This is a genomic window from Candidatus Manganitrophus morganii (assembly GCA_021651055.1).
GTDB lineage: Bacteria > Nitrospirota > Nitrospiria > SBBL01 > Manganitrophaceae > Manganitrophus > Manganitrophus morganii.
In genome coordinates this window covers 3,428,064-3,449,400 of sequence record JAJHOH010000001.1, presented here as the reverse complement: position 1 = coordinate 3,449,400, position 21,337 = coordinate 3,428,064, and the positions used below count along the sequence as shown (strand labels likewise).

At 57.7% G+C, this 21,337-nt stretch carries 19 protein-coding genes; all 19 read right to left on the bottom strand.

Annotated features, from left to right (window positions below):
* Positions 1 to 100: 100 nt before the first annotated feature.
* Positions 101 to 1,642 carry a response regulator gene (locus MCM46_15775; GenBank protein MCG3113275.1) on the bottom strand — a complete coding sequence of 514 codons (1,542 nt, stop codon included), beginning with the start codon at positions 1,640 to 1,642 and terminating at the stop codon, positions 101 to 103.
* 26 nt (positions 1,643 to 1,668) lie between these two features.
* Complete coding sequence (locus MCM46_15770) at positions 1,669 to 2,799, bottom strand: response regulator (GenBank protein MCG3113274.1); 1,131 nt, start codon at positions 2,797 to 2,799, stop codon at positions 1,669 to 1,671.
* Entirely contained in the window at positions 2,796 to 3,242 is a 447-nt protein-coding gene (locus tag MCM46_15765; protein ID MCG3113273.1) for a response regulator, read from the bottom strand. Before MCM46_15765 ends, MCM46_15770 begins: the two co-directional genes overlap by 4 nt.
* A gap of 114 nt (positions 3,243 to 3,356) precedes the next feature.
* Entirely contained in the window at positions 3,357 to 6,278 is a 2,922-nt protein-coding gene (locus MCM46_15760; protein MCG3113272.1) for a PAS domain S-box protein, read from the bottom strand.
* 954 nt (positions 6,279 to 7,232) lie between these two features.
* Entirely contained in the window at positions 7,233 to 8,447 is a 1,215-nt protein-coding gene (locus MCM46_15755) for a beta-propeller fold lactonase family protein (protein ID MCG3113271.1), read from the bottom strand.
* A 32-nt stretch (positions 8,448 to 8,479) separates the two neighbouring features.
* Positions 8,480 to 9,805 carry a carbohydrate porin gene (locus MCM46_15750; GenBank protein MCG3113270.1) on the bottom strand — a complete coding sequence of 442 codons (1,326 nt, stop codon included), beginning with the start codon at positions 9,803 to 9,805 and terminating at the stop codon, positions 8,480 to 8,482.
* The gene (locus MCM46_15745; GenBank protein MCG3113269.1) at positions 9,805 to 10,194 is read right to left on the bottom strand and encodes an NAD(P)H-dependent oxidoreductase subunit E; all 390 of its coding nucleotides are present in this window, start codon (positions 10,192 to 10,194) and stop codon (positions 9,805 to 9,807) included. The genes MCM46_15750 and MCM46_15745 overlap by 1 nt, the downstream gene beginning before the upstream one ends.
* Before the next feature lie 22 nt (positions 10,195 to 10,216).
* Positions 10,217 to 11,635, bottom strand: coding sequence for a cobyrinate a,c-diamide synthase (locus MCM46_15740; protein MCG3113268.1), 1,419 nt, complete (start codon positions 11,633 to 11,635; stop codon positions 10,217 to 10,219).
* 20 nt (positions 11,636 to 11,655) lie between these two features.
* Entirely contained in the window at positions 11,656 to 12,180 is a 525-nt protein-coding gene (cobO, locus tag MCM46_15735) for a cob(I)yrinic acid a,c-diamide adenosyltransferase (GenBank protein ID MCG3113267.1), read from the bottom strand.
* Positions 12,181 to 12,268: 88 nt separating this feature from the next.
* Positions 12,269 to 12,964 carry a precorrin-4 C(11)-methyltransferase gene (cobM, locus tag MCM46_15730; protein MCG3113266.1) on the bottom strand — a complete coding sequence of 232 codons (696 nt, stop codon included), beginning with the start codon at positions 12,962 to 12,964 and terminating at the stop codon, positions 12,269 to 12,271.
* Between the two features lie 83 nt (positions 12,965 to 13,047).
* On the bottom strand, positions 13,048 to 13,887 hold the full coding sequence (gene cobJ / locus MCM46_15725; protein MCG3113265.1) for a precorrin-3B C(17)-methyltransferase: 840 nt from the start codon (positions 13,885 to 13,887) through the stop codon (positions 13,048 to 13,050).
* A 14-nt stretch (positions 13,888 to 13,901) separates the two neighbouring features.
* Positions 13,902 to 14,996 (bottom strand): cobalamin biosynthesis protein, encoded by a 1,095-nt coding sequence (locus MCM46_15720; protein ID MCG3113264.1) that lies wholly within the window; start codon positions 14,994 to 14,996, stop codon positions 13,902 to 13,904.
* A gap of 157 nt (positions 14,997 to 15,153) precedes the next feature.
* Positions 15,154 to 15,867, bottom strand: coding sequence for a precorrin-2 C(20)-methyltransferase (gene cobI / locus MCM46_15715; GenBank protein ID MCG3113263.1), 714 nt, complete (start codon positions 15,865 to 15,867; stop codon positions 15,154 to 15,156).
* Entirely contained in the window at positions 15,864 to 17,138 is a 1,275-nt protein-coding gene (gene cbiE, locus MCM46_15710) for a precorrin-6y C5,15-methyltransferase (decarboxylating) subunit CbiE (GenBank protein ID MCG3113262.1), read from the bottom strand. The genes cobI and cbiE overlap by 4 nt, the downstream gene beginning before the upstream one ends.
* Positions 17,113 to 18,201 carry a cobalt-precorrin-5B (C(1))-methyltransferase gene (locus tag MCM46_15705; GenBank protein ID MCG3113261.1) on the bottom strand — a complete coding sequence of 363 codons (1,089 nt, stop codon included), beginning with the start codon at positions 18,199 to 18,201 and terminating at the stop codon, positions 17,113 to 17,115. The genes cbiE and MCM46_15705 overlap by 26 nt, the downstream gene beginning before the upstream one ends.
* Entirely contained in the window at positions 18,201 to 18,821 is a 621-nt protein-coding gene (locus tag MCM46_15700; GenBank protein MCG3113260.1) for a precorrin-8X methylmutase, read from the bottom strand. The genes MCM46_15705 and MCM46_15700 overlap by 1 nt, the downstream gene beginning before the upstream one ends.
* Positions 18,821 to 19,690, bottom strand: a complete 870-nt coding sequence (locus MCM46_15695; protein ID MCG3113259.1) for a sirohydrochlorin chelatase — start codon at positions 19,688 to 19,690, stop codon at positions 18,821 to 18,823. The genes MCM46_15700 and MCM46_15695 overlap by 1 nt, the downstream gene beginning before the upstream one ends.
* Positions 19,687 to 20,397: a 5,6-dimethylbenzimidazole synthase gene (gene bluB, locus MCM46_15690; protein ID MCG3113258.1), complete on the bottom strand. Its 711-nt coding sequence runs from the start codon at positions 20,395 to 20,397 to the stop codon at positions 19,687 to 19,689. The genes MCM46_15695 and bluB overlap by 4 nt, the downstream gene beginning before the upstream one ends.
* On the bottom strand, positions 20,387 to 21,337 hold the full coding sequence (gene cbiB, locus MCM46_15685) for an adenosylcobinamide-phosphate synthase CbiB (protein MCG3113257.1): 951 nt from the start codon (positions 21,335 to 21,337) through the stop codon (positions 20,387 to 20,389). Before cbiB ends, bluB begins: the two co-directional genes overlap by 11 nt.

Genomic DNA, 21,337 nt, shown 5'->3' with positions numbered 1-21,337 from the left:
CCTCTACTGTTTTCCGAAATCGTACTCATAATGAATGCGCTCTCGGAGGTGAAAGGAAAATAGACTTCAATTTAAATCGGGACGGTCGGAAGGGTTAAATTCATTTTTTCCTTAGAATCGCGTCGACCTTCGCCGCCAGCTCCGACGGGCTAAAAGGCTTTTCGAGTAGATGGAAGTTGTTTCTCAAGAGGAAGTCCGGATCTTCGAAGTGGTTAAAGTGGCCACTGATGAATAGGAACGGCACGTTTTGTTTCAACTCCTGTATTTTCCTGAAGAGGTCCATTCCGCTTGCCTCCGGCATGACCATGTCCGAGAGAATAAGCGTAATTGAATTAGAATGCGCTTGGAATACTTTTAACCCCTCTTTCACGCTGTCGGCGGCGAGGACGGCGTAGTCGAAGTTGTCTAAAACCAGTTTAATAAGATTCCGGACGGCGGGATCATCTTCTACCACCAGAATCGTTCCCGATCCTCTCGGTGGAAGGGAGGGAGGGGACGGTTTGGGAATGGCGGGTTTTTCGACGGATGGAAAATAAACTTTGAAGGCGGTCCCTTTACCAGGGGCGCTTTGAACTTGAATGGTTCCATGGTGTTGACGGACAATGCCGTAAACCAGTGAGAGGCCGAGCCCTGTTCCCTTCCCCGGACTCTTTGTCGTGAAAAAAGGTTCAAAGATCTTCTCCCGGACTTTTTCTTCCATTCCGGTTCCGGTATCGATCACTTCGAGGAGAACGTACGATCCGGGACGGGCATTCGGAAGAGCGAGGCAGTCCGCTTTTTCCAAGTGAATATTCTTCGTCTCAATCGTTAACGCTCCCCCTTGCGGCATCGCATCTCTAGCGTTTATGCAAAGGTTCATCAAGACCTGCTCGATCTGAGCAATGTCCGCATGAACCGTCTTGAGCGCAGCGTCGGGAGTGAATTTGATTCGGATATCCTCTCCCAGGGTCGTGGCGATCAGTTTAAGGAGGTCCGAAATGATCGCATTCAGATTCAGGTCGATCGCCTCGATCGTCTGCCGGCGCGCGAAAGCAAGGAGCTGTCGGGTAATCCCTGCGGCCCGCTCCGCCAGCTTTCGGATGGTGATAAAGTTGGGATAGAGAGGATGTCCCAAATTAATTTTGGCTAAGCCCAAATCGGAATAGCCGAGGATACCAGTCAGGACATTGTTGAAATCGTGAGAGATCCCGCTGGCGAGCTGGCCGAGACTCTCCATCTTTTGCGCCTGAAGGAGCTGCTTTTCAAGCGACTTTCGCTCGGCGCGATTTTCGGCCTCGCGCAGCTCCCGTTGAATGGCGGCGGGCAGGCGCGTGAGGTTGTCTTTCATTAAATAGTCGTGCGCCCCGGCTTTCATCGCGGCCACGGCGGTCTCTTCTCCAATGCTTCCCGAAATGATGAGGAGCGGGATGTCGCGCCCCGTTTTTTTTAGGAGTGCCAGCGCCTCCGGCGCGCTGAATTTCGGCAAGGTGTAGTCGGCCAGTATAACGTCCCAGGTTTGGCGCCGGAGGGCGTCCGTCATTTCATAGGCGGTCTCGACGCGCTCATACGTCGGTTCAAAACCGCCCTGCCGCAATTCCAGCAGGATCAATTCTGCATCACTTTGGGAATCCTCGATGATCAACGCTCGCAGGGGGGTCGTCATCGCTGTCTCCTAATTGTTTTATATCTTCAGATACTCGGTTTCCGGGCCTTTCTGTCGGCGCCTCGCTTTTTCAGCGGAATCCGAAGACCGACCTTTGTTCCTTTGCCGGAAATGCCGCTGATGCTGATCTCTCCGTTGAAGAGAAGGGCGCGCTCCCGCATCCCCAGCAACCCCAGAGAGGTGGGATTGGAGATCTCTTGATTGGAAATTCCCAGGCCGTTGTCCTCTACGTCTAGAAAGAGTTGGCGGTTCTCTTCCTCTACCAGGATGTCCACCCGTGTCGCTTTCGCGTGGCGGGCGACATTTGTCAATATCTCTTGGAAGATTCGGAAGACGGCCGTCGCGCGATCACGGTCGAGGTCAACGGTCTGAAGGTTGGTTTTGATCCGGCACGAGATACCGGTTCGAGTTTGGAACGCCTTTGTTTGCCATTCAATCGCCGCAACCAACCCCAAGTCGTCGAGCACTCCCGGTCTCAGCTGCGTTCCAATCTTCTGCACCGTTCGAATGGCGGCGTCTACTAAGTGCGACATCGACGCAATCTTCTCGTGAAGAAGGGCCAGTGTCTTTTCACCTGAGCGATCGGATCGGGCGAGCGCTTTTTGCATCAGCGAGAGGTCGATCTTGATGCTGGTGAAGACTTGGCCGAGCTGGTCGTGAACCTCGCGGGCGATCCAGGTCCGCTCCTTCTCCCGGAGAGAGTCCATCCGGGCAGCAAGGTTCCGCAACTGTTCACGAGATTCTTTCAGGGCCTCCTCGGCCCGCTTGCGCTCCCGGCGGCTCTCGGCCTCTTTCAACTCCCGCTCGATGGCCGGACAGAGCCGGGCCAGATTGTCTTTCATCAAGTAGTCGTGCGCCCCCGCCTTCATCGCGGCCACGGCGATATCCTCTCCCACGCTTCCGGTGATAATAATAAAGGGGATTTCCAGTCCGGCCTTCTTAACGAGTTTAAGGGCCTCCGGAGCACTAAATCGGGGCATGAAGTAATCGGAGACGATTAGGTCCCAACCGGCTTGGCATAGAGCGTCATCCATCGCTTTGGGCGTCTCGACCCGCTTGTAGGAGAGATCATATCCAATCTGTTGTAATTCATTGACGATCAACAGGGTGTCATCTTCGGAGTCTTCCACGACCAATACGTGAAGAGATTTTCTCATCTGTTGTCTCCGGGAAGAGGCACGTTTAAAAGAAGCCAGTAAAGACCGAGCTGCTTCACGGCCTCGGTGAATTGGTGAAAATCGACCGGTTTTAGAACATAGCTGTTGACTCCCAGGTTGTACCCGGCGAGGAGATCGGTATCTTCATTCGCGGAAGTCAGGATGACGACGGGAAGGAGCCTCGTTCGATCGTCGGCGCGGATGGCGCGAAGGACATCGAGACCGTTAAGCTTAGGGAGCTTCAAATCGAGGAGGACCACCTGCGGCAGGTCTGTGAGCTCCCGGCCGGCGTACTTTCCCCCGCCGAACAAGTAATCAAGGGCCTCGACGCCGTCATGGGCGACCACAATCTCGTTCATCAGATGATTCTCTTCAAGCGCCATGCGGGTGAGCATTTCGTCATCCGGATCGTCCTCCACCAACAATATCGTTTTTTTAGCCATCGGTTTCCTTAAGGTGGTGGATGACGCGGGGCAACCCGGCGGGTCCCCAGACGGGACAGGAGGTGAGAAACCGCCTCGCCACGACATAACGATCCTCATCGACCGATGAACCTCTCAAAGCGTGAAGTAGAATGTTGCCCCTTTTTCCACCTCTGCTTCGGCCCAAACCTCTCCGCCGTGTCGATGGATGATCCGTTGAACAGTGGCCAAGCCGATTCCCGTTCCTTCAAATTCGCTCATACTGTGGAGGCGCTGGAATGCCCCGAATAGCTTGTCGGCGTAGGCCATGTCAAATCCCGCCCCATTGTCCCGAACAAAGTAGGTCGGTTTTCCCTCTTGTTCAACCCGTCCGAACTCGATGATCGCCTTCGGACGCTTCGAGGTAAACTTCCAGGCATTCCCGAGCAGATTTTCCAGAGCGATCCTCAGGAGGCCTCGGTCCCCTTCGGCTTTCATACGATCCTGGATTAGGAAGGTGACCCTCCGTTTTGGGTCCGCTGCCTGGAGTTCTTCCGCGATCGACCGGGCAAGGGCCGTCAGGTCCAACGGCGCTTTCCGCATAACGCGCCGGGTGATGCGGGAGAGGTTGAGGAGATCCTCAATCAGCGCCGCCATCCGCTGGCTTGCTGCATCGACCCGTTGGAGAAAATCCCTCCCCTGAGGGTCGAGCCGGTCGGAATATCTTGCGAGGAGGACGCGGCTGAAGCCGCCCATCGCCCGAAGCGGCGCCCGCAGATCGTGGGAGACAGAGTAGCTGAATGATTCAATCTCTTTGTTGACCGCTTCCAGCTGAGCGGTCCGCTCCGCGACCCGCCGCTCCAGGTCTTGGTTGAGCCGCCGGATCGCCTCCTCCGCCTCCTTGCGCTCGGTCACATCGAGGATAGTGCCGGCCAGCCGTACGACATGTCCGGCGGCGTCGGCGATACCGTCCACCGTCGCGCGAAAATGTTTCACCGCTCCGCGGTCGGGGTTGGTGCGAAAATCGAATATCGCCGTTTCATTGTTCTCGATGATGCGCGCATGGGTCGCTAAAAGAATTTGCCGGTCTTCGGGGTGGACGAATTCGATGAACTCTTCGAATGTAGGCGGACCGAGCGTCGGGTCGCGGTCGAACAGACGGAACATCTCCCGCGACCAGAAACCGCGCTGCGCGCTGACATCGATCTCCCAACTCCCCAACCGCGCCCGCTCTTGAGCAGCTTCCAAGCTGGCCTGGCTTTCCCTCAGCGCTTCCTCCGCCCGCTTGCGCTCGGTGATGTCCTGAACCACACCGATCATCCGAACCGGCTGGTCGGCGGAGTCGAAGAGGGGCTCCCCTTGACCGGCCATCCAATGAAGGCTACCGTCAGGCCAGATGACGCGAAACTCGTGGCAATAGGTCCGACGCTGCGCGAGGGCCTCCTCTACAGCAGTCTGAAGCCCATCGCGGTCTTCCGGATGCAATCGGGCGTCGAATTCCGCATAGGTTCCCTTGAAAGCACCTGGGGCCATGCCCCACAATTCCTCATGACCCTGGGACCAGATGATTTGTCCGGTTGCCATGTTCCAGTCCCACGTTCCAATCCGGCCTGCCTGAAGCGCAAGCCGGAGCCGTGCTTCCGCTTGAACCAACGCCTCCTCCGCCCGCTTGCGCTCGGTAATATCTCGAGTAATCCCAATCACAGCCACTACCCTACCAGAAGCGTCTCGTAGCAAAGTCTCATGTGTTTCAAGCGTGCGGCGCGCGCCTTTGAGAGTGATAATATCGAAAACCAACGAGCCGGATTCCCCCTGCAGCACTCGTTTGTGCAGCTGCTCGAAGGCTTCGCGATGCTCCACCACAGCAAGCCGGAAAATACATTGTCCTTCCACCTGTTCCAGAGAATCAGCTTCGATCATCCGAAGACCAGCGGGGTTCATATCAAGAAGGTTGCCGGCACGGTCGACAAGTTTAATGCATTCAGGCTCATTCTCAATGATGGCACGCAGCCGCTCCTCTCGCTCTTGCAGCGATTCTTCCGCCCGCTTGCGCTCGGTGATATCCGTCACGAAGCCTTCCAGGAAGAGGAGTTCACCCGCAGGGGAGAAAATTCCCTGCCCCTTTTCCCATACCCATTTCTCTTCCTCCAAGAGGGTGCGGATTCGATAGGTCAGTTGATAGGGTCGCTTCCCTTGTAGAGCGGTTTGGACATCGTTCCAGACCGCTTTCTGGTCATCCGGATGAATGAGTTGCCCGAACGAGATCTTCCCCTCCGTAAAATCAGAAGGGAAATAACCGGTTAGTGAGTGGCTTCCTTCGCTAATGAATTCCAAAGTCCAGTTCTTGTCATTTCGGCAGCGGTAAGCGGCCCCCGGGAGACTACTCATAAGGGTAGCAAGGGTCCGCTGGCTTTCTCTCAGCGCTTCCCCTGTGCGCTTGCGCTCGGTAATATCGCGGACGACTCCGAGCAGCCGTCCATCCGAAAGCCCTTTCATGCTGATCTCGGCAGAAAAGGTTGTCCCATCCTTTCTTTCGAGCATCCATTCGTCGATCCATTCTCTGCCATCTTTGAGATGCAAAATAGCCTGAGGCACATGAGAACGGCCTTTAAATGCAACGATGCTTCGTATATTTAACCGGAGAATTTCATTGCGCGTGTAACCGAGCATCCTACAAGCGCTGTCGTTTGCATCAAGATAGTTTCCAGATGGGTCGGCAATAAGGATGCCATCGCTTGCCTGCTCCACCAAGGTCCGATATTTTTCTTCGCTCTGCTTGAACGACTCCTCAGATCGCTTTATGGAGGAAAAAAGACGGCTTATTGCCCCAATACCGACCAACATCAGAACCGAGATAATCAAAGCGACCCATTCGGTCAACGGATCTGGAGCCGGCATTCCGTTCCCAAATAAGAAGCCGAACAAGGTAATGCATCGCCGGAGGGCCATCAGAAAAACAGCGGCAGCGATCATTGTCCAACCGGTCCGTCTTCCGGTGATTCGGATCAATCTCAGGGCAAGATACGCCGCGGCGAGTTGAAACACTATCGATGTCGTCAGAATCAGTATAGCCAACATGGGTAGACTTCCTGAGTAGGCGGTTTTCTGAGACGTGTCCTCAACGGAAATTCGAGATTTATGGGAGGCAATCTCTGGCCGGGCGATTCATTGCGAAATATTCCCAGAGGACCGCACCTGAATACAATCTAGTACAGATTAAATGATAAAACAAGAGGGAAATTTCCAAGTATCAAGTTCCGAATAGGAATATTCCGATTTTCATTGATGAGAACGAAATTCCTTTTCCCATTCTGGCCAAAATCAAAGTCCCTCCACCAACTACCCGCCGGTCCGCCCAAAACCTGCTCTTCTTGGCGGGACGTGGGCCAAAGGTCCGGGTAAACGGTCGACCTTTGTGGCGCAACTGCAAGATTTCTGCTTTGTAAGGATATCGTCTGGCTTCTGAAGACCTACGATCTGCCGGCAGACATCTTAAATCGGAGATCATTAAAAGTTCTCAGGGGCCGATCCGGTGCGCACGATGGAAACTTCAGCTTTACCTTTAAGATAAGCGGTTAGCCACGCAATCGACAACTTCGACATTGGTCACTCTTCCTCTCGCCTACTTGAGAAAACTGTCATTAAGATTGACAAGTTATTTGTCAAGAATTTGACAGAGAAGGCCGATGCCATGATCGTTCGCTCATCGATCAACATGGTTCAATTTGGTGCAAGGATGGAAAACAAGGAAATCTCAGAAGGACTCGCCTCCCTTGGCTGCGATGCTGCGCGGGGATACTGTTTCAACCGGCCGGTTCTGGGTAATAATGTGAACCGCCGGTTTAAAAGCTCCCCGAAGGGATAAGAACTTCAGGCCTCAAGCCGAAACCTGTCTATTCAGCAGGCCTTCAGGTTCCTTATGCCGCCATGGATTAGGGGCTCATGAGGAATTCTTATGTGCCCTATCGTTCTCCAGAATTATCTGAGAAAAAGGCCCAGATCCTTGTGTGTATCCAGCCCCAGAATAATTTTTTAATGGCAGTAGTTCGGGCTCGCCGCCCCCAGGATGATGACCCCCCAGGGAAAACGTCCGACATTGGGAATGCGTTTTACCTGATCCGTGTTTGAATCGATGACATACACCGAATCATCGGTTGAAGAAGCGACATAGATCTTCCGTCCATCGGCCGTCGTTGCGCCGGTCTCAAGAGACAAATTGGCTCCCAGCTTTAAACGGTTTACTCTCTTGAAGGTCGTCATATCGTATACGGAGACGGCGCCCTCTTCCCCGCTGATGACATAGGCCTTTTTCCCTCCCTGAGTGAAATTGACGCCGGTCATGCCCGCTCCACCTTGCAGCGTCGTCACCACCTCCTGTGTCGTCACATCGATGACCGAGATCGTCTCATCTCCATTGTTCGGGACCATCATAAAACGGCCGTCCGGAGAGGCATACGCCCGCCAGGGCGCCTCGCCGACCTTCAGTGTCTTGATGACGCGATCGGTTTCGGTATCGATGATCCCAACCACGCCGGCATCGCCGTCGGCCGCATAGATAAAACGGCCATCGATCGTCGGTGTTGGGTTGGCGATCCCTTTCAACTCGCTTCGATACCGCTCCGGGTCCCGAATCGCCGCGCGGTGGACATTGCCGATCGCCAGCCGCTTTGCCAGCCGTTGGGACGGGATTTCAACCGCCCTGATTTCGTGCGCGCCGAAATTAGAAACATAGAGCTTGTCGTTTCCGGGCAGCACGCTGAAGCCGTGCGGCTCGAAGAAGTCCTTCAGCCGCCGGACCTCTTTTCCCTCTTCCAGGTCGATCACCGAAACGGTTGAGTCTTCCATATTGCCGACATAAGCGAATCGATCGTCCATTGTAATCGCAAAATGCTCCGGCGCCTGGCCGGTCTCGATCGTTCTCTCGATCGCTTCCGTCGCCAGATCGACAACAAGGAACCGGTCCCTGCCGGTCGCGGAGACCAGAAGCTTCTTCCCGTTATGGCTTAACATCGCCATGTGCGGATTCGCATATTTACCCAGGGCGATCCGGCGGATGACCTGGTCGGTCCGGGTGTCGATGACGGCGATATCGCTGGAATCGCGGTTGGCCACAAAGACCAGCGTCTTCGGATCGTATGCGGCGAGATCGAGCGGCGCACTTTTCCGTTCATCGGCCCAGCCTCGGGAAAAACCGGAAAAAAGAATAAAGATAGAACCGATCATGATCCAAAAACATTTTTTCGACATGCGCTCTCCTCCCATTTTATTATTGAGCCCTATTAGAAATTAACGGTCGTCCGGACACCGGGAATAAAAATGTTTTCGTTCTCATCGCCGGTCATGCCGTTTGTTCCAGAAATAAGCCACTGCAGATCGAGCGAGACCCAGAGCCGGTCTGTGAGAATGTGATGATAGTACCCCTCGGCGATATTTTCAGACTGGTCTGCCTCGACTTCCCGGCTGAAGGCGACACCCACTTGATCTTTCGTCGATGCCTTGAAAGGGGACGGGGCCTGAAATCCGGCCGACCAGGCGTATGCGTTTTGATCCTCCTCTTCCGTCCGGCCGATTCCCGCCCGGGCAAAGAAGGTGAGGCGCGCGGTGATTTGTTGATCGAGGCTGAATCCCACACCCCACGTCTTCTTCTCAAGTTCCTCCGAGACTCTTCCAGTTCGCCCCCACAACCGGTAATTCCCTTCCCTCGCAAGAAGAAGGTGACTATGGTAGTCGATCTCGACCACGGCATAGACCTTCTCTGTGATGGTAGAGGCCGTGTCATTGGGTGACTGAATCCCGAGCGCCACCCCCATCTCTCCTCCGGTATCGTACTGAATGGCCAAACCGGGACCGTTGGGCGGCTGCCGGAGCAGGGGGTTGCTCACCAGCGCCGTATTAAGAAACTGGCTGGTCTCATCGTTGGCGACCGCGTTCCGGTCGAAGTAGTTGGTCAGGTCGATCTTTCCGCCGACGATTCTCAGCCGGTCGTCCAAGAGTTTAAAATGAAGCCACGCCTCCCGCACCTTTACATCGTCGGTTACCCCGAGCGTCTCCGCATCGGCGTTCAATCGAGAGAGGCTTCCAAGGACCTCATCGGGGCCGGCCCCGCCGATCGATTCCAGATCGACAAAGAAGGTCGAAAAAACCGTCGGCATTGAGAGGAAGAAAAGGTCGACCGCGCCTGTGGAAAAAAGCTTGTCGCTCTCTTCGCTGTTTAAAACCTGCTGCACGACCCCTCGGGCCGATCCGCCGACGGCCACCCGTTTGGACTCGGCTTCTTCGAGCGCGGCCCCGATTCTCTCGTCCAAAGATTCTCTCCTCGAAAACGGGATTTTTCTGAAGGTGATCCTCCCTTCGGGAATCGTGCCGTCAGGACAACGCCCCCCCGGAGGCGGGGCATCGTGGATCTCTCCATCCGGGCATAAATACTCTTCGACCTTTTTAATCGTTTCGACCCGGTCGAGCCTGTCGAGCCGCTCTTCAATCGCTTTGACCCGTTCATTTAATGTCCTTTCCGATGCTTTATCTTCCGGAAGAGCCTCCTGTTGGGCCAAGGCATTCCCGACATCGATCGCAATCAATAAGAACAGTGCACCGGTCCAACCCATCAACACAGATCATCCCCCTCCTCCGGAACACCTTCATTGGAAGAGTCGATCAACGAGGCCTGATGAAAAACATGCTCTTTTACCGGTCTTCCCTCTTTGAGATGTTCTATTAAAATTCGATCCAACACCTCCGGGGTGACCCCGTAGTACCAGGTTCCGTCAGGATGAACCACCACGATCGGCCCCCCTTTGCAGACGGCAAAACAGCTGCAGCGGGTCCGCTTCACCCGAAATTCCCCTCCTTCCAGGCCGTTCGCCGCCAGCTTCTCCCCAATCATCTTAAAGAGGCTCTCCGCTTCTCCCGAGGTGCAGCGGGGACCGGTGCAGACGAGCAGGTGTTTGTTATAAGGCTTGATCGACGGCTTCTCCGCTTTCAAAACGGGTTCCATGGGACCTCCACTTTAAATAAACCTATTTTCTCGATTCACTCCGATCGATCCGACGCCGAAAGCGCTCGCATAAAAATACCCACCGCTTTGCAATGGCTGGATTGGAAGCGAAATGAAGGTGAACATAACTGGCAAGGAGATGATCGTCGGAAAAACCTTCCTCTCGATATTCGGACGGCTCTCCCCCCCGGAAAAGGCGGTAGGGTCTTTTTAATTGACCCGCCGGGTAATCTGAGGAGTCTGCTGCCCATTCCGAGTAGTGGAATTCATGTCCTCTTACCCTCTCCCCTTTTTCAAGAAGAAGACATTCCTCCTCGGCTTCGACCTCTCGATATCCCAGCGCTTTTAACTTTCTCCCCATTCGGACCTGCCCTGGCAAAAGTCCGACCAACGGGAAGGATCTCCCCTCGACGGTCTCAATCCGGCTTGCCAAATACATCAGACCGCCGCATTCCGCGTAGATCGGCCCACCTCTTGCGGAAAACCTCCGAATCGACTCGGCCATTGTCCGATTTCTCGACAACCCCTCTGCATAGACCTCCGGGTATCCTCCGCCGAAGTAAAGTCCGTCCAGACCCGCTGGGATCTCCACCTCATTAAGCGGAGAGAAGAAAACCAGCTCGGCCCCGGCCTTCTCCAACAGATCGAGGTTATCCTGATAATAAAAATGAAAAGCCGCATCCAGGGCGACCCCGATCCTGCACCGAATCTGTCTCTCCCCCTCCTGCCCAAAGAGAGAAAGGGGCATCTCTTTGATTGCATATTCCATTTTCACGATCTCATCAAGCTTCAGAAATGTCTCGGCCATCTCTCCCAGACGCCTGCGCATCAAGGGAGTGAGGCTCTCAGCGGCGTGGACGAGGCCAAGGTGGCGTTCTGGAAGGGTGATCCCCTCTTCTTTCGGAAACCCGCCCAAGACACGAACCCCGCAGGTTGACTCAACCGCCTCCCTTAAAATGTCGAGGTGGTTCTTGCTTCCGATCCGATTGAAGATGACACCCGAAATCTTCAATTCCGGAGCGAGGGCCTGGCAGCCGCGCACGAGCGCCGCCGCCGTTCGGGCCAGCCCTCCCGCATCGATCACCAGGATCACCGGCATAGAGAGCCACTTTGAAATTTGGGCGGAACTCCCCTCCTCCGATCGGCCTCGGAGCCCATCGAATAATCCCATCACCCCTTCGATGACCGAGAGATCGGCGTCGTCCGATGCGCGCGCGAAACTTTTCAGAACCTCCGAACGCCCCATCATCCAGCCGTCCAGATTCCTGGAGGGGCGCCCCGTCGCCACCCGATGAAAGGTCGGGTCGAGGTAGTCCGGCCCGACTTTAAATGCCTGCACCTTCATGCCTCTCCGGATCAGCGCTTCCAGAAGGGCGAGGGTCACCGTTGTTTTTCCAACGCCGCTATGGGTTCCGGCGATCAGGAATCCGCTTCTCTTCATCAAAACATTTCAAGGTCCCCTTAAAACTCAATCCCCTTCTGGGCCTTGATTCCTTTCTTGAATGGATGTTTGATCTCCCGCATCTCCGTGACCAGATCGGCGATCTCGATCAATTGTTCATCGGCGTCCCGGCCGGTCAGGAAAACATGGAGCGCCGGCGGTTTTGTTTTGAGAAAATCAATGACCTCCGCGACTTCGAGGTAGTGATAACGGATGACGTAATTGATTTCGTCGAAAATGATCATCTGATAGTTTCCGGTGAGCGCCTCTTTCACCCCGAACGCCCATGCTTCTTGCGCTTTCTGCCGGTCCCGTTCGGGATTTTTGGTGTCCCAGGTGAAGCCCTCTCCCATCGGGCGAATCTGAAATTGATCGCCGAATTTCTTCGCCGAATCAAGCTCGCCGTAATGCCACTTCCCTTTAATAAATTGAACCACCAGAATCTTCCAGCCGTAGCCGAGCGCCCGGAAAGCGGTCCCCAGGGCAGCCGTGGTTTTTCCCTTCCCGTTGCCGGTATTGATCATGATCAGCCCTTTTGTAGGCATGTCCTTCTATCCTTAGAATATGTGGGGCCGGCGCTAAAATCTGCCTTTGATTTTAGATATTCCCCTTCGGTACGCCATGTCCCACACCCTACTCCGACGCTTTCCGGTACCCATGGCTGAATGTCGGATCGTAAAGCCGGGAGCGGGTCCCTTCCGAGGCGAGGAATTCACCGACATAGATCAAGGCGGTCTTGGTGATCTGATTCTCTTTGATCGAGGCGTGAAGTTCGCTCAATCGCCCCCGGACGATCTTTTCATCCTCCCAACTCGCCCGGTAGACAATCGCCACCGGCGTCTCGGCCGGATAAACCGACAAGAGTTCTCTCTCGATCTTGCCGGCCAGGTGCGCGCTCAGAAAAATCACCATCGTCGATCGATGCCGGGCCAGTTCGGTCAGCTTCTCCAGATCGGGCATCGGGGTTCTCCCCTCGCAGCGGGTCAAGATCACCGTCTGGCTCACCTCCGGCACCGTCAGCTCTCTTTTGAGGGAAGCCGCGCCGGCCAGAAACGAACTCACCCCCGGGACGAATTCGAATTCCAGGCCTGCTCTGAGGATCGGCTCGGTCATCTCTCCGATCGCCCCGAAGAGAGAAGGATCGCCGCTCGCCAGCCGGACCACCTTTTTCCCCGTCCGGGCCGTCTCGATCAGGATTCGGACAATCTCTTCCAAGACCAAACCGGCGCTGTCGTAAAGAGTCGCATCGGGACGGGCAAATTGGAGAACGATCGGGTTCACCAGAGATCCGGCATAGAGGATCACATCGGCCTCCCGCAGCAGCCGCATCCCCTTTACCGTCAAAAGTTCAGGATCGCCCGGCCCCGCGCCGATGATGTAGATCTTGCCTGGGATCATCACGGTCTCCTCGGTCATGGTTTGAAGTCGGGCGGCCGGTTCAACGACCGCCCCGGCCGGTCGATCCCCTTGTGGAGGATCTCTCCCGATTCAAGATCGTATTTTCCGGAGTAGCCCCGGGGCGTCACCAGAAAATCGAGATACCGGAAAGTCGACGCATTCCCGATCAGAATCGTCGTCAGCATTCCGACCTCCGCCTCCGCCATGCGGTCCAGCGTCGTCAGAACGATCCGCTCTCCCTCGCGATAGGCACTCTTGACGACCGCCACCGGGGTGTCGGGAACCTTATACTGAAGCAAAATTTCCTGAGCCCTTTTGAGCTGCCAGTCCCGCCGCTTGCTCTGCGGATTGTAGAGGGCGATCACAAAATCTCCCTCCCCCACCGCATGGAGCCGCTTCTCGATGACGGCCCAGGGAGTCAGCAAATCGCTTAAGCTCACCGCGGCGAAATCGTGCGTAAGCGGCGCCCCAACGAGGGACGCAACGGCAGAAAGGGCGGTGATGCCGGGAATCACCTCGACCGAGAAATCGCCCCCCGGCTTCCAGCCGATCTCGGAGAGGATCTCGAAGATCAGCCCCGCCATCCCATAAATCCCGACGTCGCCGCTGGAGACGATCGCGACCCGCTCCCCTTTCTGCGCCCGATCCACGGCGACCCGGGCCCGGTCGATCTCCTCGGTCATGCCGGTCGCGACGATCTCTTTTCCTTCCAGAAGATCGGCGACCAAGTCGATATACGTTCGATATCCGACCACGACCTTCGCCCGCTCGATCGCCTGCCGCGCCCGGAAGGTCAGATGATCGAAACTTCCGGGCCCAAATCCAACGAGATAAAGCTCACCCTTCTTATCCATCGATCGACTCCTTATTAAAAGACCACCCGGGCCACGGCAAGCGTCGCCCGCTTTGCTTTGACCTTCGGAATCGACAAAGCTGATGCGCCGCTCGATCTCAGCGCCGCGGCCTCCGAGACACTCGGCGTGCCGACCCACTTCTCGACCACGGCGGAGGGGGTCAGAATCCCCTCGACCTGCTGCAATTCCTCCTTGGAAAAGGCTACCAACTTCCAGCCGTTTTTCTCGCAGAGCTGAAGGAAGGCCGGCTCGTCCGATTTCTGATCGAGCGTGGCAAGCGCCCGGACCGACGCCATCGAGAGACCATTCTTCTCCAGCGTCGTCCCGATCAATTCTTCGATCTCTTCAATTGGCGTCCCCCGGTCGCACCCCATCCCGAGATCGAGGCTCTTGGGACGGTAGAGGACGGTCCGGTCTTGCATTTGTCTCGGAAAGGAACTCCGGCTCCGGTCGGTTACGACCAGATAGGCCCCATACCGCTTGCCGAATCCCTCCTTCTCCATCAGTGCCTCCAAAGAGGTGAAACATTCGATATTGGGGGGAAGCGGGGTCGGCCGGGTCCACCAGCTCTTCTCTCCCGTCTCTTGAAGAAAGGCGACTGGCTCCTCGTTCACCACGCTGGCCGAAACCCGGGTGACATGCTCCTCCCCTTCCAGGGTCCAGCCCAGTTCCCGGCCGAGGATATCGACCGGGATCGTCTTCCCCACGTCCGATGCCGTCGTGATCACCGGCGCGGCGCCCAGCGCCTTGGCTACCGTTTCGGTAAAGGCATTCGCTCCACCGACATGACCCGAAAGGACGGAGATCACAAACTGCGCCCGATCATCGACGACCAGGACCGCCGGATCGACATGTTTGTCCTTCAGATGCGGCGCGATCAGCCGGACCACCGCCCCCAGAGAGACGAGGAAGACGATTTTGTCGTAGGCATGAAAGAACTCGCCGACATTCTTGCTCAGAGGTCCTTTCAGTGGGATGACCCCTTCTCCCGCCGCAGCGGCGAACTTCTCCGAAATGAGGAAGTCCGCCTCGGAGAAATGGTCTCGAAGCCGCCGGGCGATCTCCACCCCCCCTTTGGTGATGGCGATGATCGCCAAATCCTTTTTCATTCTTAACCTCTCTCCATTCCGGCTGACGCCGTCCGGCGAAGGAGCGGACACAGCGTCATATCGGCCCCCTTTGCCCGGCCCAGGCGCCTCTTGGAGGCCGCTTCTTGGTCCGGCCTCCAAGAGGCCAACCCCCAGGGCGCACCGATCTCGTCCGGCGTCAGCCCTTCTCCTTCCTCACGATCACCAGTGAAAGATAATTCAACCGCGCTTCACGTAAAGTGCTCAGGTCGTAGACCAGCCGCTCCTCGGCGCTTCCGCAGCGCTCGACCATCACCGCCCGGTCGATCAGCTTCATCCGTTCAAGCAGCGCGATCAGTTTCGGAAGGACGCTGCTGACCTTGATGAAGACCACCGTGTCGAATCGATCAAGCGCCTCCTCGAGGTAGTCATCTTCATAGGTCGCCGGGAGGACCGCCATCCGCTCATCGGCCATCGCCAGCGGAACCCCCGCCCGGACCGAGGCGGCCATGACCGAAGAGATCCCCGGAATCACCTCGATCGCCACCTCGGGATGAAGCTGTCGCATCAGATCGTAGAGGTAGACGAAGGTGCTGTAGAAGAAAGGATCTCCCTCGGTGATGAAGGCGACCTCCCGCCCGGCGGAGAGGTCGCCGTAAACCGCGGCGACCGATTCTTTCCAGATCGGAACCAATCGTTCCATCTCCCGCTCCATCGGGAAGAGAAGCCCTTTCAATTGGGCCCGCTCTCCCATCAGTCCCTGCACGATCTGGAGCGCATAGCTTCCCGCCCCCGGCCGGCAGGCGGGGTAGCAGATGACATCGACCGATCGGAGCCGATTGAGTGCTTTAACCGTCAGCAGTTCCGGATCGCCCGGGCCGACGCCGATGCCATAGAATCTTCCCAGCCTCATCTTTCTCCTTTTCTTTTTGCGACGGCGATGGTGATCGGATTGAGCGCCTCGTACCGGACCATCTCCAAGATCGGTTTGGATCGTGAGACCTGGACCAGGGTATAGGTGACCTCCCACGGAACCTCTTTGAAGAAGTGGCTGAAGTGGTGGAGGTTCTCCATCGTGATCAGGTTCGCTACGATTCGCCCTCGGGGCTTAAGCCGCGCGGTACAGAGGGAGAGGATCTCCTCCATCTCTCCGCCCGATCCTCCAATGAAAATCGCATCGGGATCTGGAAAGTGCTCCAACCCCGCCGGTGCCTGCTCGCAGACCGCGGTGATATTTTTAATTCCAAACCGGCGCATGTTCCGCTCGATCAGCTCGAAATCCTCCCGGTTCTTCTCGACGGCGAAGACCGCTCCCTCCGGGCAGAGACGGGCCAGCTCGATCGACACCGATCCGGAGCCGGCGCCGATGTCCCAGGTGACGCCGTCGCGCCGAAGCCCCATCTCCGCGAGGCTCATCACGCGGATTTCTTTCTTCGTGATCAGCCCCGCCTTGGGCTTCCGGCAGACGAAGAGATCGTCGGGAATGCCGAAGGCCCCCTCCCACCGGACCGGCCGGTCGGCCCCGGCGGCATCGGTCGGCTTCTCCCGCTTCAGGATCACCACATTCAGGGAGGCGAATTTTCCCCGGGCCATCTCATCGAGCGTCATCGCGCCGACCCGCTCTTCTATCCCACCCAAATTTTCGCAGACCCACCCGGCCCAACCGGCCTCGCCCCGGCCCAAGAGAAAACGAGCGACCGCATCGGGGGTGTTGGTCTCGTCGGTGAAAAGCCCGATCAGCCCTTTCTCCTCCAGGGCGGGGAGCAGATTTTCGATCGGCTTCGCATGAAGACTGACCAGCGCCGCCTCCTGCCACGGCTCCTTCACCCGCGCGAAGGCGAGCTGCATGGCGCTCACGGCGGGATGAATCTCGACCCGCTCCTTTCCGATCCGCTTGATGAGGAACGCGCCGATCCCGTAAAAAAGAGGGTCTCCCGAAGCGAGGACCACGACCTGTTTCCCTTCCTTCAACCCCGACAAGGCCCGCTCGGCGATCTCCTGCAGATTCGATCCGATGGCGATCCGCTCTCCCGCAGCATCCGAAAAGTGGACGAGGTGCCGCTCCCCTCCCATCAGCAGATCGGTGGCGGCGATTCGCCGTTGACTCTCCGGGGTCAGACGGTCGATCCCATCCCCCTCCATCCCGATGACAAAAATTTTATTTTCCTGCGCTTCCCCTTCCAATGATATTCCCCTCAAAATCGGTCAGAAGGCATTCAATATCCAACTCCCCCTTGACATGGCGGCGGCATGCCTCGCAAACCCTCTGAGCGAGCCGGTCGAAAAAGGGGACGAGTCCCCGCGCCTGGACGATCTCCGCCACCTGCCGCGCCGTATTGGCCCGCAGGATCTCTTCCACAACCTCTTCCGGCGCGCCGGACATCGCGGCGAGCTGCGCAAGGAAGCCGGTATCGACATCGGAGCCGGCGGCGTGGGTCATCATCTTCCCCATCGCCATCTTCGAGAGCTTTCCGATCATCCCGGAGATCGTCACCTGTGAAATCCCCCGCTTCGCGCACTGCTCCAGGGCGTAGCCGACGAAATCCCCCATCTGAATGAAGGCCCCCTCCGGAAGATCGATCGAGCGGCGGGCGAATTTTTCGCTCATCCCGCCGGTGGTGAGAACCAAATGCCGGTACCCGCGCGCCGCGGCGGAGGCAACCGCCACGCCAATCCCGGCCCGGAAAGCGGCCGTCGAATAGGGGCGGACGATCCCGGTGGTTCCCAAGATCCCGATTCCGCCGAGGACGCCGAGCCGGATCAGTTCGGTCTTCTTCGCCATCTCCTCTCCGCCCGGAACGGAGAGAACGACCTTGACCCCTCTCTCTTTCAACTGCGCCGCGGCTAGCGCCTCCGCCACTTCGGTCATCATCTTCCGGGGAACGCGGGTGATATCGGGCGCTCCCACCGGGAGTCCGAGCCCCGGCTGGGTCACCCGCCCGACCCCCTCGCCCGCTTCCAGCAGAACCGCCCCCGGCGTCTCGATGAAAGAGACCGTCGCGCGGATCGTCGCACCGTGGGTCACGTCGGGATCATCCCCCGCATCTTTGATCACCCCACAGGTTGCCTCCGTCGGTCCGATCTCGCATTGAGCGATCGGGAAGCGCACCCACTGTCCCAGCGGAAGGGCGATCTCGACGTCTCCGACCGGCTGCTGATGGAGCAGCGCAAGCAGTGCCCCCTTCGTCGCCGCCGTCGCGCAGGCCCCGGTGGAATAACCGGTCCGTGTCCCCTTTTTTCCTTCCATTACCGCGCGAGTCTCAGCAACGCGTTAACGATTGCCACCGCCACCGGCGTTCCCCCCTTTCTTCCCAGGGCCGTAATGAAGGGTGTTTTAATTCCAAGCAGCGCATCTTTTGACTCGACGGCGGAGACGAACCCGACCGGAACCCCGACGATCAAGGCGGGTGAAATCAGGCCCTCGTGCACGAGACGAATCAGCTCAAAAAGCGCGGTGGGGGCATTTCCGACGGCATAAACGGCGGCGTCGGTTTTCGCCGCCTTTCTCATCGCGCAGATCGCCCGCGTGATCCCGAGCGATTTGGCCGAAGCGACAACGTCCTCATCGGAGATGTAGCAATGCACCCCGCCTCCGAACGGCTTCAGCCCTACTTTACTGATTCCCGACTGGATCATCTCTACATCGGCGACGATCGAAGCGCCGCTTCGTAATGCGTTGATCCCGCTTGCAATCGCCTCCGGATGGAACCGGATCGTTTTTGTAAACTCGAAATCGGCCGTGGCATGGATGACGCGCCGGGCGATTTGGAACTCCGACACCGAGAATGGGTGCGGTCCGACCTCCGCCTCGATGATTCGAAAGCTTTCTTCCTCGATTTTTTCAGGGTCGATGATTTTCGGAAACATCAGTGATTCCTCCCCTCAGAATGGGTTTGCGAAACCAGATCATGGACTCGATATTTACAAAGATCGCAATTCATCAACACCGGTCCTTTGCGGATCGCCTCGAAGCGCTCCTCGATCAGGGTCAGCAGGGCGGGGTGCCGGCCCAAATAATCTCCGACGATCATCTCCGCCTCGGGATGACTTGCTTGCTCTTCCGAAATGATCCGGTGAATCCGCTTGATCAAAACGCCCGTGAAGATGAAATAAGGAATGGCGATGATTCGCTTTGCTCCCAATCGGACACAGCGCTTCAAGCCGGTGGGAAGATCGGGCTGCGTCACCCCGATGAAACAGCTCTCCACCCATCCGTAGGAATACCGCTCCCAATAAAGCCGGGCGATCTTGTGCAGGTCGCCGTTGGCATCGGGGTCGGAGCTGCCCCGGCCGATGACGAGGATCGCGGTCTCCTCTCGGGTGGCCGCCCCTGATCCGAGGCCATTAGGGAGGAGGGAAGCCGCCCGCTCCGCCGCGACGACCCGCTCGTGGACGATATCGAGCAGGATCGGATGGATTCCCAGCGGGGCGCCGTAGTGAAACGCCACATGAGGGAGGCGGCGCCGGGCCTCATTGACGATCTCAGGGATCTCGACCTTGGAATGCCCGGCGGCAAAGAACAAGACCGGCATGATCCAGACCATTTTCGGCGCGGGATCGGCATAGCCGTCGAGCACCGTCTGGATATCGGGCTCGGACAGTTCGATGAACGCGGCATCGATCCGCCGGTGCGGATTCTTCTCCCGGAGCTGCCGGACCATCTCCAGGAACTCCTGGTTTCCTTCCGCGTCCCGGCTCCCATGGCCGATCAGAAGCAAAATCTCCTGCGTCATCATTCCCCTTGCGAACCTCCCCAACGATTCCAATAAAGAACCTTCTCCAACGGAAACCGCTTCTCCCATCCGACATTTTCCAGCACCGGAATTTCCGGAAACGACTCGACATACCCCAGACAGAGATAGGCGACCAGGACGATCGGATTGGGAATCGAAAGAGCGGCCTTCACCTCTTTCGGGTCGAGAATGCTGACCCATCCCATCCCGACCCCCTCGGCCCTCGCCGCCAGCCAGAGGTTCTGGATTGCGCAGACGGTCGAATAGACCGCCGTCTCCGGCATGGTCCGGGTGCCGAGGACATGCGGCCCCTTCCGGATCGGGTCGCACGTCACACAGAGATTGATCGGCGCCTCCGCAATCCCCTCCAACTTCAGACCGTCGTACATCACCCGCCGCTCCCCCGCATAGACTTTCGCCGCCGCCCGGTTGCACTCCAAAAAAACCGACTTGATCTTCGCCTTGATCGACCGGTCCTGAATCACGACAAAGTTCCACGGCTGCATCAGCCCGACCGAACCGGCCTGATGGCCCGCGTTCAGAATACGGAGAAGGATTTCCTCCGGAATTGGATCGGGCAAAAACCGCCGTATATCCCTCCGCCGGTAAATCGCCTCGTAGACCCCCTGCTTCAGCGGGCCGGGGAAGGCATGGTTTCCGTTGCTACCTCCAACCATTCCCCCGAGGTCATGGTCGGTTTTATCCGGCAACAGTCCACCTCATCCATGAAAAGAGAAGGAACAGAATCAACGTCGTTATCGCCATCACCCCGATCGCTTTGACGATATCCCCCGGAGCGATCGGACGGCGATCGAAGCCGATCCAGGGAGAGGGATAATGCCTCTCCCGGTACCAGTGCGGCCCCCCCAGCCGGACCCCGAGCAGCCCGGCCATCGCCGCCTCCGGAAGACCGGAGTTGGGGCTGTCATGTTTTCTCCCATCCCGGAGGAGCGCGCGGTAGCCTCTCAGGATCGACCCGCCAAGAAAGATTCCGGCAAGCGGCATCACCGCTGCCGTCAGCCGCGCCGGCAGAAGATTGAGAAGGTCGTCGAACCGGGCCGAGGCCCATCCGATCTCGGTATAAGGGGCGTGGCGGTAGCCGACCATCGAGTCGAGGGTGTTGGCCGCCCGGTAGGCGATCGCCGCCGGCCCTCCGCCGAGAAAGGCGAAGAAGAGCGGCGCGGTCACCCCGTCGACCGTGTTCTCGGCGACACTTTCCACCGTCGCGCGGATCACCCCCTTTTCATCAAGCTGCGCCACATCCCGCCCCACCATCATCGACACCTTTGTCTTCGCCCCCTCCAGATTTCCCCCCCTCAGTTCCCGCCGCACCCGGAGCGCATGCACGGCGAGATCCCGCGGCGCCAGAGAAAAATAGATCAAGAGCGCCTGCACGACGACCCCCAGCGCCGGATCGATCTGCTCCGATGCGGAAGACAATCCGCGGCCGAACGCATACACCCCCAGGACCATCGACGCGGCAAGAAAGACCCCGGCGAGCCTTTCATGACCCGGGAAGCGCCTTCTCAGAGTCTGTTCCCCCGCCTCGATCAGTCTCCCCATCCCCCGGACCGGATGCGGCATCCAACGCGGATCGCCCAGCAAGAGATCGAGAAGCAGCGCCAACGCGACTGCGCCGATGACCTCCAC

Excerpts from the sequence above, each read along its gene's own strand:
- cobI (MCG3113263.1), bottom strand. The coding sequence starts at position 15,867 with ATGAGGCTGGGAAGATTCTATGGCATCGGCGTCGGCCCGGGCGATCCG.
- MCM46_15740 (MCG3113268.1), bottom strand. The coding sequence starts at position 11,635 with ATGAAGAGAAGCGGATTCCTGATCGCCGGAACCCATAGCGGCGTTGGA.
- cobO (MCG3113267.1), bottom strand. The coding sequence starts at position 12,180 with ATGCCTACAAAAGGGCTGATCATGATCAATACCGGCAACGGGAAGGGA.
- MCM46_15760 (MCG3113272.1), bottom strand. The coding sequence starts at position 6,278 with ATGTTGGCTATACTGATTCTGACGACATCGATAGTGTTTCAACTCGCC.
- MCM46_15705 (MCG3113261.1), bottom strand. The coding sequence starts at position 18,201 with ATGGAAGGAAAAAAGGGGACACGGACCGGTTATTCCACCGGGGCCTGC.
- cobJ (MCG3113265.1), bottom strand. The coding sequence starts at position 13,887 with ATGGATAAGAAGGGTGAGCTTTATCTCGTTGGATTTGGGCCCGGAAGT.
- MCM46_15700 (MCG3113260.1), bottom strand. The coding sequence starts at position 18,821 with ATGTTTCCGAAAATCATCGACCCTGAAAAAATCGAGGAAGAAAGCTTT.
- MCM46_15755 (MCG3113271.1), bottom strand. The coding sequence starts at position 8,447 with ATGTCGAAAAAATGTTTTTGGATCATGATCGGTTCTATCTTTATTCTT.
- MCM46_15720 (MCG3113264.1), bottom strand. The coding sequence starts at position 14,996 with ATGAAAAAGGATTTGGCGATCATCGCCATCACCAAAGGGGGGGTGGAG.
- cobM (MCG3113266.1), bottom strand. The coding sequence starts at position 12,964 with ATGCGGCTGCTGCGGGAGGCCGATGTGATCCTCTATGCCGGATCTCTG.
- MCM46_15695 (MCG3113259.1), bottom strand. The coding sequence starts at position 19,690 with ATGATGACGCAGGAGATTTTGCTTCTGATCGGCCATGGGAGCCGGGAC.
- MCM46_15745 (MCG3113269.1), bottom strand. The coding sequence starts at position 10,194 with ATGGAACCCGTTTTGAAAGCGGAGAAGCCGTCGATCAAGCCTTATAAC.
- MCM46_15765 (MCG3113273.1), bottom strand. The coding sequence starts at position 3,242 with ATGGCTAAAAAAACGATATTGTTGGTGGAGGACGATCCGGATGACGAA.
- MCM46_15770 (MCG3113274.1), bottom strand. The coding sequence starts at position 2,799 with ATGAGAAAATCTCTTCACGTATTGGTCGTGGAAGACTCCGAAGATGAC.
- MCM46_15775 (MCG3113275.1), bottom strand. The coding sequence starts at position 1,642 with ATGACGACCCCCCTGCGAGCGTTGATCATCGAGGATTCCCAAAGTGAT.
- MCM46_15750 (MCG3113270.1), bottom strand. The coding sequence starts at position 9,805 with ATGGGTTGGACCGGTGCACTGTTCTTATTGATTGCGATCGATGTCGGG.